An 11498-nucleotide genomic window follows, 5' to 3' on the forward strand; every position below is an offset into this window, starting at 1 on the left:
GCGTCCCTGGCGGCATTCCTTTGCTGCGCATGGGAACGATCACATCCCGGACAAGCCACCTCGTTTTTACTTTTGCTTTGGCTTTTGATTTTTATCCAGGAAGGGGCGAATTTCGGTCAATTATTTTGGCCACATTAATCCCCTTTTGGCCTTTCCTGCCGTTCTCCGAAATCGTCCGCGCCGCAAGACTGTGTGCAACCGAAACCGCCTGCGGAGAACAATAAAATGCTGACGATCTACTCGGATGATCACCACCTGCACCACGGCCGTTGCGAACTCATCGACGGGCAACTCAAGCCCTGCTTTGAAATGCCTTCGCGTGCCGATCATGTGCTGTCACGTGTGCAAAAGCAGAACCTGGGTCCCGTAGAAGCACCGAAGGATTTTGGCCTGGGGCCAATCGAGCGTATCCACAGCCGCGACTACCTCGACTTTTTCAAAGGTGCCTGGGCGCGCTGGACCGAATTCAACACCGACGGTGACTTGCTGCCCTACACTTGGCCGGCCCGCACCTTGCGTCGCGTCAAGCCCGCAAGCCTGCACGGCGAACTGGGCTACTACAGCTTCGACGGCGGCGCGCCGATCACCGCCGGCACCTGGCAAGCAGCTTACAGCGCGGCGCAGGTCGCACTCACCGCGCAAGCAGAGATCCAGCGCGGCGCCCGCAGTGCCTTCGCCCTGTGCCGCCCACCGGGACACCACGCCGCCAGCGACTTGATGGGCGGTTATTGCTACCTCAACAACGCGGCCATCGCCGCCCAGGCCTTTCTCGATCAGGGCCACAAAAAAGTCGCGATTCTCGACGTCGACTACCACCACGGCAATGGCACCCAGTCGATTTTCTACGAGCGTAGCGACGTGCTGTTCACCTCGATCCACGGCCACCCGGAAGCCGAGTTCCCGTTCTTCCTCGGTTACGAGGACGAGCGCGGCGAAGGCGCCGGTGAAGGCTTCAACTTCAACTATCCTTTGCCCGCCGGCAGCGGCTGGGATACCTGGAGCGCTGCGCTGGAGCAAGCCTGCAACGAGATCGAGACCTATGGCGCCGACATCGTCGTCGTCTCCCTGGGCGTGGATACGTTCAAGGACGACCCGATCTCCCAGTTCAAGCTCGACAGCCCCGATTACCTGGCCATGGGTCAACGCATCGCCAGGCTCGGTGTGCCGACGCTGTTCGTGATGGAAGGCGGTTACGCGGTGGAAGAAATCGGCATCAACGCCGTCAACGTGCTTGAAGGCTTTGAAAACGCTTAACGGGGAATCGCATGACAATGAAAAATCTAAAGCGCCTGATTGTTCCTGCCCTGTGCGCCACGGTGCTCAGTGGCGGCGCACATGCAGAAGAACGAACGTTGCGCGTCTACAACTGGTTCGACTACATCACCCCCAAGGCCCTGGAAGATTTCAAGGCCCAGAACCCAGAGACCAAACTGGTCTACGACATCTTCGACACCAATGAAGCGCTGGAAGCCAAGCTGTTGACCGGCAACTCCGGCTACGACGTGGTGGTGCCGTCCAACGTGTTCCTGGCCAAGCAGATCGAAGCCGGTGTGTTCCAGCCTCTGGACCGCAGCAAACTACCGAACTGGAACCACCTCGATCCCAAGCTGATGAAGCTGATCGAAGCCAACGACCCGGGCAATAAATTCGCCGTGCCGTACATGTACGGCACCATCCTGATCGGCTTCAACCCGGACAAGGTCAAGGCCGCGTTGGGCGCCGATGCGCCGGTGGACAGCTGGGACCTGATCTTCAAGGAAGAGAACATCAGCAAGCTCAAGCAGTGCGGCGTCGCCCTGCTCGACTCGCCTTCGGAGATCCTGCCCCTGGCCCTGCAACACCTTGGCCTGGACCCCAACAGCAAAAAGCCTGCGGACTACGACAAGGCTGAAGCGCTGCTGATGAAGATCCGTCCGCACATCACCTACTTCCACTCGTCCAAGTACATGGCCGACATCGCCAACGGTGACATCTGTGTCGCCGTCGGTTACTCCGGCAGTTTCTCCCAGGCCGCCAACCGCGCCAAGGAAGCCAAGAACGGTGTGGTCGTAGACATGCGCCTGCCCAAGGAAGGCGCGCCGATCTGGTTCGACATGCTCGCGATTCCCAAGGGCGCGAAGAACCCGCAAGACGCCTACACCTTCATCAACTACCTGCTGCAACCCCAGGTGATCGCGCCGGTCAGTGACTTCGTGGGCTATCCGAACCCGAACAAGGACGCCACGGAATTGGTCGACCCGGCGATTCGCAACAACCCGAACCTGTACCCGACTGAAGCGGCCATGGGCACGCTCTACACCCTGCAACCGCTGCCACGCGATGCCGAACGTGCGCGGACCCGGGCGTGGACCAAGATCAAGTCGGGGACTTGAAACGCGGCGCAGGGAACTGAATAAAACGAAATCCCCTGTAGGAGCGAGCATGCTCGCTCCTACTGCGATAACTATCTACCACCTCCTGTTTCCACCGGCCCTCTACCGTGCCCGAACCCGCGCTGTCCCAAGCGCTTCACCGGACACAGGAAACGGCCATGCCCGCCATACCCTCCAACAATCCCGACGACATACTCACTCAATTGGTGACCGGCCCTTCGCTCAGGGAAGTCGCTTCGACCTCGATCCGCACCGCCCTCGACACCGAGTATCCGCAACTGCACATCGATCCGAACCTGACCGTGGTGGTTACACCCGCCTGGACCATCAGCGACAACCAGGTCTTGCCCGCCAACAGCCGGTTCGAATCCCTGACTGACGCGCTGGTACGGCTCACCTTGTCTGGCGCGACAGCCACCTACATCGACGGGGAACACTTCCTGACCCGGCAACCGGGTGTGGAGCCAGGCATCAAGCTGCCGGTGAAGATCGATGCCATCGGCTGCCTGCTCAATCGCCTGGCGCGCTTGTTGTTCGTGGCCTATCAGGAGCAACAGCTGGACTACTGGAATGAAGCCATCGCCCCCAACAAGCCCCGCTGGCATCAAATCAGCGAAGCCCTGCACAGCCTCTGGAACGACGACAAACCCAAAGACTGGGACGAAGACCAACTGGCCCTGGCGCTGACCGTCTACAACTACCCGCAACAGGCCGATCGTCAGGCCCACGACAAATACCAGACACGCGCCTGCCTGATCGACATCGACCATCTCGATCAACAACACAGCGAACACCGGCAGCTGATGGACACCGCCGTCATTGTCGGCACGCTGGAGAAACGCACGCTGATCGTTACTCATTCGATCATCGAAGGATTCAGGCACTATGATTCGTTGGCGGCATTGGGCGAAGTTCTTCGCCGACGCGTCACTCCATCGGAAAATGCTCAACAGTTGCAGTGGTGCCTCTACGAACCCACGGGCGATTTTTTCGACCAGCAGGCCTGTGCGTTGATCGCCTTGGAAATCCAGGCCATTGGCTCGCTCAACGAGATGGCGGTGTCGACGCTGGCCCCACGGATCGCGGCAGCGGCTGGACAATTCGAAAAGCGGGTGCAACAGCGCCCCACCCGTTTCAACCAGATCCAGCGTCTTTTACCGGACTGGTTGCTGAATGCTTCGACAGTAGATCTTACTCGCTACGGTCGGCACTTGATGGACCTGGCGTTGGTACGCGAGCAGCACGCCGGGAAATCGTTTCACGATGGCATTGCTGCGTTACGCGAATTTACCCTGAAGGCCTTGCAAGACCAGATGACAAAGGATCACCCGCAAGCGTCCCTGCCGCACCTGGAAGACATTCAAATCAGCAGCACTCACCCTGTGATCCTCGGGACATTCGCGGTGCCGGGCGAAACCGAAACCGTCACGTTGTCACTCGTCGATCTGGCGTTGCAGAACCTCACAGCCCTGCCCTGGGGTGAAAAAACCGTGCAATACCGCGACGGTTCAGCGGTTGCGCCATGGCTGACGCCGACCTACCTGGACAGCCTGGTGAGCGCCGTGAACATCGGCGAAAACTACCCGAGGCTGATCAAGCGCACACTGCTCGACGACCCGCAGGAAAAGGCCCGGCGCCAGCAACTCTACGCCGAAGACCTGCGCATCCAGCTACCGCTGCAAACGCTGCAAGCGAAGATCCGTGGCGAGGCCGGGATCGATGAACTGGGCTATCGCTATGTCGTCGCGGCCTTGCAGGAGAAGGCCGCGGATCGTTATGTCGAGGGTCTGGAAATCATCATCCGCCCTCTGGCTTTTATTCCAGGCGGACGCAACGATGGCAAGGCTGACGAAGTCGCCAACATGTTCGTGATCGGGCCGCGACAAGTCGAAAAAGGTCCGTGCCTGCTGTATCGGCCACTGCTCGATCATCCACTGTTGCAATACCCCGGCGAAGCGAGCCTGCTCTACGCCATCAAGCACAACAGGGCGTTGCGCCAATCGGTGCTGGCCTGGTTAGCGGATGACGTGCGCTTTAACTACTCGCAGTACGTGTTCCCAGGCGAGTTGCCCTCCGTCTGGACGTTGTCCCAGTTGCTGGTTGATTCAACTTCGATACTGGGGATGATGGGCGCCTTGACCCTGGGTTCGTCGCCGGTGCCGCAACCCGCCTTGCCGGTACTGTTTAGCGCCAACGCCAATGCCTTGGTCACCTTGGCCGACCGGCAGTCGGTGTCCAATGCGCAAAGTCGTTGGGCTACCCTCAAGCAAGCGGCCTGGATGCTGTTCAACGTAACGTTGCCTTTTCTCGGGCGTACGGCGGCGACTGCGGCCTGGATCTGGCAAATCATGGACGATCTGGACGAGGCGCGCGAAGCCCGGGAAGCGGATGATTCCGAGCATGAATGGACTGCGTTGACCGACCTGTTCCTGTCCCTGGGCATGGTCCTGGCGCACCACGCCGCCACGCGCAACAAACCACGTGCCCCACACCTTGAGAGCGCTACCCCAACACTCGAAAAACCGGTCGCGGCCATCACTGTGACGCAGATGCCCGATGTCGTCGCTCACCTGCTGCCCGACAACCACCCGACACCCCTGCATACCTTCGGCATTTTGTCGCAAGCGAGCCTGGCGTCCGTGCTGGACCGGCTGGCTATCGCCAAGCCCACCGGGCTCGAAAAGCCGTCGAACGAACCCGGCCCTCACCGCTATCTGAGCCCGCTCGAGCAAAAGTGGTATGCCCAGGTGGGCCAGCGCTGGTTCGAAGCCTGGCTCAACGACGACGGCGATGTGCAAATCATCGACTCGCGCATCACTCCGTCACGCCGGGGTCCGCTGCTGATTCATTCCGCAGGGGGACAATGGTTCATCGATACGCGCTTGCGATTGCGCGGCGGAGGCCGCAGCCGAAAAGCGCTAGCCCTGGAAAACCAGCAACGCAAGGCCACGCTGAAACTGCAACTGAGCGCGTTTGAAAGTCGCAAAACCCAGCTGACAAAGGAGCTCGATGCCGTGCAGAAGGCAGTAACAGCGCCTACCACGGACATTGTCGACCCGAATCGGCAACGCCTGATCGAAACCCTGGATGCGCATGTGGCGGAATTCGGCACCTTCATCGAACAGCTCAAGTCCTACAACAGCATTGAATCGATCCCCAACTACCGTGCGGTCCTGGTCGACTGCCTGGATCATCAGTTGTCCCTCACGCAGCAGTGGTTCATTCAGCAAAACAGAGCGTTTGGCGAACACATGCGCCAATCCCTGGCGTTGCTGGATAACGAGCCGGGGGACGGCACACAGACTCCGCGCCAGACACACCAGCTCACCAGCGATCTGACCCAGGGCTTCATCGACAAGATCGAGTTTGCCCAGGCACGCATCGAAGAGTTGAAACGACTGGGCAAGGAAGCGGCCGAAGTGGCGCGAGAGAGTCAGGCAGTGCTGCCCCGTTACGCGCTGCAGGATCTGAAACTGTTCCAGATCAGCCTTGCCCAGGAACTTTGCTTGAGTGACAGCGCCTCCGTGGATACGGCGCCAGCCCGACAAGCCATGACACGACTTGTCGAGGATACGGGCCTGACCGTCCAGTCTTCGCTCGAGCTTGCCGAACAAGACAATGCACTGCCCCTGCCTGAGCGAATCGACGGTTTCAGTGAGCTGGTGGAACAGTTCGCCATCCTCGACCTGCGGATACAGGACCTGCCTGACGAGTTTCCGCGGCAGTTGCTGCAACCCCCATTGGACCTCATGCGCGAGCGCATCGAAACCTTCAGGGAGCACAGCGTTAAGCACCTCGCTGGTCTTCTGCAAGAACGCAAATCACTCGAACCGACACCGGGTCCTTCTCGCCCCGCCCCTGACTCAAAACGCATCATCAAGACCCGTTACAAAGGCACGGTGGTTGGCAAGCCACGTGTGCGCACGGCGGCGGACAACACCGAATGGGTCGACGTGATATCCCCATTGACCAACAAGGTCACCGCGACATTCCATGAGAAAACACCGGGCGTCTGGGTGGAACATGAACCTGCGCCGGAGCAGGCACCTGCCCCTGTGCGACCTGATCTGCAAATCAGCGTCCAGAAGGGGCAGGCGCTGGTGGATCAGTTGCAGCCGTTTATCCGTCGCACCGAAGGGCACTCGAAGGTAGCGGGACGCAATCCCACGGAAATAGAAGAAATGTTTCACCAGCACGCCAGGCGACTGCAAGAAGCGAGCGATACGATCGAAGAAGCTCTCACCGACAATAATGCGACTGACGGCGGGCCGGCGTCAGCCGTACTGCTGGCCAAACAGCTCAATGAGGGCGCGACCGAGCTCTTTGATAAAGGTCGCCGGACCCGAATCCGCATGACCAAGGAACAGCCCCCCACCGCCGCCCGCGTTGAATGGCTGATGAGCAAAAAACTGATAACCATCGCCAAGACACCCGGTCGGCGGCGACTCAAAGGGCATAAAAACGACTTTCTCGAAGAATACGAGATACGCGAACATGGCACTGCAAAGGTGCTCTGGTACGCCCACTTTCACTATTCAGGCCCGGACACCGCCCCCAAAACCTACACCGCTGCCCACCTGAAAACCGTATCCCAACGCCTGCTCGGCAGTACATTGGATAAGCGCACATCGGCCTCCAACAACGAGCTGATCGCGGTTTATCGCAGCGAAATCAGTCCGAAACTGGCGGATGAATTGTTCTTGTCAAAGATCAAGCAAGCCGCTTCGAGTTCCTGAGAGACAACCCGCACCCGCCAGGATTCGCGCTTTCAGCGAGTCCTGCGCCAGACCTTTTCCAAACGTTCGAGTGCCGCGCTGATCGCCTCCTCCGGCACCGCGGCAAAGCCCAGGACCAACCCGACGCGTTGATCGGGCGTGTTGTTCGAATCCGCTAGCCAATAGCTGCTCAGGCCATTGATCTCGACATCGACGCTGGACGCAGCCTCTATCAGTTCACGCTCACGGGCCAGAGAGTCGACCATCACCGTCATGTGCAAGCCGGCTGCCACACTTGGCAGGTGACCCACACCGGCGATATCCGCGGGCCAATTGGCCAATAGCGTGTTGCGGCGGCTCAACGCGGCACGTCGCATGCGCCGCACGTGGCGCTGGAAATGCCCGGCGGCCATGAACTCGGCCATCACCGCCTGTGTGCTCACCTCGGAATGCCGGACATCCACCGCACGCCGCTGGGCAAAAGCCTCGACCAATGCTGGCGGCAACACCAGGTAGCCCAGGCGCAGAGCGGGAAAGGCGACTTTGCCGAACGTACCGACATAGAGCACCCGCCCGTGACGATCGAGCGCGGCCAACGGCGCCAGCGGTGCGCCGCTGTATCGGTACTCGCCGTCATAATCGTCCTCGACGATCCAGCCCTGGTTGCGCTCGGCCCAGGCCAGCAATTCGAGGCGTCGCGCCAGGCTCATCACCACGCCCAAGGGGTATTGATGCGAGGGCGTCACGTAGGCCAGACGACAATCGCCCAGGCGCGCCAGTTCGCTGCAATCGATGCCCTCGCTGTCCACGGCGATGCCGTGCAATCGCCCACCCGCCACCGCAAACGCATGACCGGCCGCCCGATACCCGGGGTTTTCCACCGCCACCCCGTCCCCCGGTTCCACCAGCAACTGCGCACACAGGCTGATCCCTTGCTGCGCGCCGCTGGTCACGACGATTTGCTCCGCCGTGCACTGCATGCCGCGGGAACTGCGCAAATACGCCGCGATCATCCCGCGCAATCGCGCATCACCTTGCGGTGCGCCGTAACACAACTGCTGGAGATCCGGTTTGCGCCAGAACGCTGCATTCAGCTTGGCCCACACCTCGAACGGAAACAGATCGAATGCCGGCACACCGACCCGAAAAGCGCGCGGCGGACCGCTCGGAGGCGTCGGCAAATGATTGTTTTCCACCCGCGCCAATGCGCCGCTGCGAGCGACTTGACCGGCCGCCAACACAGGCACATCCAGGCCTTTGAGAGAGCTGCCTGGCGGGGCTTTCGGCGCTGTTTTGCTGCCGGGGAACGGTGCTTGGGGTAATTGTGCGACATAGGTTCCGTCACCCACCCGCCCTTCGATAAACCCTTCGGCGTAGAGCTGGTCGTAGGCCCGTACCACGCTGTTGCGGGAAATCGCCAGGGCCGCCGCCAGGTCCCGACTCGCCGGCAATCGCGTGCCGCTGGCCAGGCGCCCGTCGAGCACTCGAACCCGCAAGGCCTGATAAAGCTGGCGACTCAAGCCCTGGCGGCGGTCGAGCTCGATACCCGCCGGATTGAAGGACAAGGACAGCGGCGCATCCTTCATGACAATGGACCTATGAAATTTATCGTTAATGGCTCTTACAACAGACCAATAGCCTGCCTAGGATGCAGGCATTCGCCAAGGAATATTTCCATGTATACGCCCCGCGCCTTTGCCTTCAACGATTTGCATGAGCTGCAGCAACAGATGCTCGGCACTCGCCTCGCCCTGCTGGTTACCCATGGCGAACAAGGCCTGCAAGCCAGTCATTTGCCTTTGCTGCTCAATACCGACGAGGGTCCGAACGGAACCCTGTATGGCCATTTCGCCAAGGCCAACCCACAGTGGAAAGAACTGCAGGACGGCGCCGAAGCGCTGGTCATTTTTGCCGGCGCCGAGGCTTATGTCAGCCCCGGGTTCTACCCGAGCAAAGCCGAGGACGGCAAAGTCGTGCCGACCTGGAACTACGTGGCTGTGCACGCCTATGGCAGCGCTGAGGTGTTCACCGATGCCGAGCGCCTGCGCTCACTGGTCAGCGCCTTGACCGAGCGCCATGAAGCCGGTCGCGCGCAACCGTGGAAAGTCGCCGATGCCCCGGCCGATTACATCGACGGCATGCTCAAGGCCATCGTCGGCTTCGCCCTGCCGATCCAGCGCCTGGAAGGCAAACGCAAGCTCAGCCAGAACCGCAACGCCGCCGACATTGCCGGCGTGCGCGAAGGGCTGGCCGCCAGCGCCGACGCACACGACCAGGCCCTCGCCCACTTGATGCCAAAGGAATGAACATGAACCAGATCGACATCCGCCAGGTCAGCGCCGACGACCACGCCGACTGGCTGCCGCTGTGGCAGGCCTACCTGCGTTTCTACAACACGGAACTGCCAGAAACCGTCAGCCAAAGCACCTGGCAACGCATGCTCGACCCAAACGAACCCACCCATGCCGCCCTCGCCTGGGTAGACGGCAAAGCGGTGGGCATGGTGCACTTCATCTACCATCGCTCCAATTGGAGCATTGAAAACGCCTGCTACCTGCAGGATCTGCTGGTAACACCCGAATCCCGCGGCACCGGCGTTGGCCGTCAGCTGATCGAATTCGTCTACGCCACGGCCAAGGCCGACGGCTGCAACAAGGTGCATTGGTTGACCCACGAAACCAACGCCACTGCGATCCAGCTCTACGAGCGCATCGCTGAGCGTCCGGGTTTCATCCAGTTTCGCAAAGCCATTTAACGTTCAAGGAGAACAGCATGCCGACTTCACTCGCCGACTGGAAAGGCGTCCCGGCCCCGACAGCCCAACTGATCGAAGGGCGTTTCATCCGCCTGGAAAGACTCGACCCGGCGCGCCACGGCGACGATTTGTTCAACGCCCTGCAAGGCCCGGGTGCCGATCCGAAACTGTGGGACTACCTGCCTTACGGTCCTTTCCCGCAGCGCAGCGTATTCAACGACTGGCTGAACAACCACGCCGCCAGCAGCGATCCCTACTTCTTCAGCGTGATCGACCGCGCCAGCGGCGAAGTACAAGGGATCCTCAGCCTGATGTCGATCGTCCCGGCCCAGGGCCGCATTGAAATCGGCCACGTGACCTTCGGCGCGCCGATGCAACGCTCCCCCAAGAGCACCGAGGCCGTCTATCTGCTGGCCAAGGAGTCTTTCGCCCTCGGCTACCGGCGCCTTGAGTGGAAATGCAATAACGCCAACGCCCGCTCCAAGTACGCGGCCGAGCGCCTGGGGTTCAGTTTCGAAGGCGTGTTCCGCCAGCACATGGTCGTCAAGGGGCAGAACCGCGACACCGCCTGGTATTCGATCATCGATTCGGAATGGCCGGCGATTGGCGCAGGGTTCGAACGCTGGTTGAGTGATGAGAACCAGACGGATTCTGGACAGGTGAAAAGCCTGGTGGAGTGCCGGGGGTAAGACATCGGTGAGGGAGTGGAAGCTCCCTTGCCACGGTTTCAGCCCCCCTTCAACTCCCCGAAAACCGATCCCGACTGTTGGTCAGGTGCAGCACCATCGCTGCTCGAGCCGCATCGGGATCCTGTCGCTTGATCGCGTTGAAGATCGCTTCATGCTCCAGATTCGCCAACTGCCCCAATTGCGAAAAGTCGGCGCCTCCACGTTCGTCGGCCTTCACCTGGGTACGAGGAATCATGGCATTGCCCAGGTGCTGCATGATTTCCGTGAAAAACGTATTACCGGTCGCCTCGGCAATGATCTGGTGAAAGCGCTTGTCTTGCTCGACGCAACTATCGTTGTTCGCCAGCGAAGCCTGGTAATCACTCAAGGCCTGACGCATACGCGCGAGCTGATCGTCGGTTCTGCGCATAGCGGCCAGTGCAACCGCCTGCACCTCCAGGCCCAATCTCAGCTCCAGCATGCTGCGGACACTCGCAACGGTATCCACATGCAGGCGCAGCCCTGGCTGGGAGGGTTGCTCCAGCACGAATGTGCCGATTCCGTGTCGTGTCTCGACTAGCCCCGAAGCTTGCAGCTTGGAGATAGCCTCCCGGACAACAGTGCGGCTCACGCCATGTTCGAGAACGATGGTGGATTCCGAAGGCAGCTTTTCGCCTGGCTTCAATTGGCCGAGCAAAATGCGCTGGGTCAGTGCTTCGACCACGCCCTGAGCCAGATTATTGGAGCGTCTGCGGACAGGGGTTCCGCTTTCAATTTGCATAGGTTCGAGTCCACGGAATTTTGCTTCACAGAGCTTAACACCCACCGGAGATTCTCTGGCGAAATGCGAATGTCCCCCCCGCTACACCAGGTTAGAAAAGGCTCAACTTGTATGACAACACACCTATAAAGAACTGATTAACTCGGAACACCGTCCAGCTAAATGACAGTTCCACCCTATCAGGCTCGGCACGATTCGGCCGTTAAA

General features: G+C 60.3%; 9 protein-coding genes. 7 read left to right on the forward strand and 2 right to left on the reverse strand.

The window, feature by feature from the left end; all coding sequences use genetic code 11:
• From PG5_RS34645 to PG5_RS31420, 4 genes are all read left to right on the forward strand, one after another.
• Positions 1 to 224 (forward strand): hypothetical protein (locus PG5_RS34645; protein WP_218187901.1); only part of this gene is annotated, 224 nt, incomplete at its 5' end.
• A gap of 1 nt (position 225) precedes the next feature.
• Positions 226 to 1254, forward strand: coding sequence for a histone deacetylase family protein (locus PG5_RS31410; protein WP_020801104.1), 1029 nt, complete (start codon positions 226 to 228; stop codon positions 1252 to 1254).
• 17 nt (positions 1255 to 1271) lie between these two features.
• Complete coding sequence (locus PG5_RS31415) at positions 1272 to 2372, forward strand: polyamine ABC transporter substrate-binding protein (RefSeq protein ID WP_042955927.1); 1101 nt, start codon at positions 1272 to 1274, stop codon at positions 2370 to 2372.
• A 158-nt stretch (positions 2373 to 2530) separates the two neighbouring features.
• A complete protein-coding gene (locus tag PG5_RS31420) occupies positions 2531 to 7108 on the forward strand; it encodes a hypothetical protein (RefSeq protein WP_020801106.1) in 4578 nt (1525 codons plus the stop codon).
• Positions 7109 to 7140: 32 nt separating this feature from the next.
• Here PG5_RS31420 and PG5_RS31425 read toward each other — a convergent pair whose 3' ends face one another.
• The gene (locus PG5_RS31425) at positions 7141 to 8673 is read right to left on the reverse strand and encodes a PLP-dependent aminotransferase family protein (protein WP_020801108.1); all 1533 of its coding nucleotides are present in this window, start codon (positions 8671 to 8673) and stop codon (positions 7141 to 7143) included.
• A 90-nt stretch (positions 8674 to 8763) separates the two neighbouring features.
• Between PG5_RS31425 and PG5_RS31430 the strand changes: the two genes are divergently transcribed.
• From PG5_RS31430 to PG5_RS31440, 3 genes are read left to right on the forward strand one after another with little or no spacing between them, the layout of a single operon-like run.
• Entirely contained in the window at positions 8764 to 9393 is a 630-nt protein-coding gene (locus PG5_RS31430) for an FMN-binding negative transcriptional regulator (protein ID WP_020801109.1), read from the forward strand.
• A 2-nt stretch (positions 9394 to 9395) separates the two neighbouring features.
• A complete protein-coding gene (locus tag PG5_RS31435) occupies positions 9396 to 9842 on the forward strand; it encodes a GNAT family N-acetyltransferase (protein WP_020801110.1) in 447 nt (148 codons plus the stop codon).
• 17 nt (positions 9843 to 9859) lie between these two features.
• Positions 9860 to 10531 carry a GNAT family N-acetyltransferase gene (locus tag PG5_RS31440; protein ID WP_020801111.1) on the forward strand — a complete coding sequence of 224 codons (672 nt, stop codon included), beginning with the start codon at positions 9860 to 9862 and terminating at the stop codon, positions 10529 to 10531.
• A 49-nt stretch (positions 10532 to 10580) separates the two neighbouring features.
• On the opposite strand, the gene PG5_RS31445 is transcribed toward PG5_RS31440, so the two are convergent.
• Positions 10581 to 11291, reverse strand: coding sequence for a FadR/GntR family transcriptional regulator (locus tag PG5_RS31445; protein ID WP_033044833.1), 711 nt, complete (start codon positions 11289 to 11291; stop codon positions 10581 to 10583).
• Positions 11292 to 11498: the final 207 nt, after the last annotated feature.

Origin of the sequence: Pseudomonas sp. G5(2012), assembly GCF_000408945.1 — a bacterium.
GTDB lineage: Bacteria > Pseudomonadota > Gammaproteobacteria > Pseudomonadales > Pseudomonadaceae > Aquipseudomonas > Aquipseudomonas umsongensis.

Coding starts and splice junctions, on each gene's coding strand:
- PG5_RS31410 (WP_020801104.1), top strand. CDS start 226: ATGCTGACGATCTACTCGGATGATCACCACCTGCACCACGGCCGTTGC.
- PG5_RS31415 (WP_042955927.1), top strand. CDS start 1,272: ATGAAAAATCTAAAGCGCCTGATTGTTCCTGCCCTGTGCGCCACGGTG.
- PG5_RS31420 (WP_020801106.1), top strand. CDS start 2,531: ATGCCCGCCATACCCTCCAACAATCCCGACGACATACTCACTCAATTG.
- PG5_RS31425 (WP_020801108.1), bottom strand. CDS start 8,673: ATGAAGGATGCGCCGCTGTCCTTGTCCTTCAATCCGGCGGGTATCGAG.
- PG5_RS31430 (WP_020801109.1), top strand. CDS start 8,764: ATGTATACGCCCCGCGCCTTTGCCTTCAACGATTTGCATGAGCTGCAG.
- PG5_RS31435 (WP_020801110.1), top strand. CDS start 9,396: ATGAACCAGATCGACATCCGCCAGGTCAGCGCCGACGACCACGCCGAC.
- PG5_RS31440 (WP_020801111.1), top strand. CDS start 9,860: ATGCCGACTTCACTCGCCGACTGGAAAGGCGTCCCGGCCCCGACAGCC.
- PG5_RS31445 (WP_033044833.1), bottom strand. CDS start 11,291: ATGCAAATTGAAAGCGGAACCCCTGTCCGCAGACGCTCCAATAATCTG.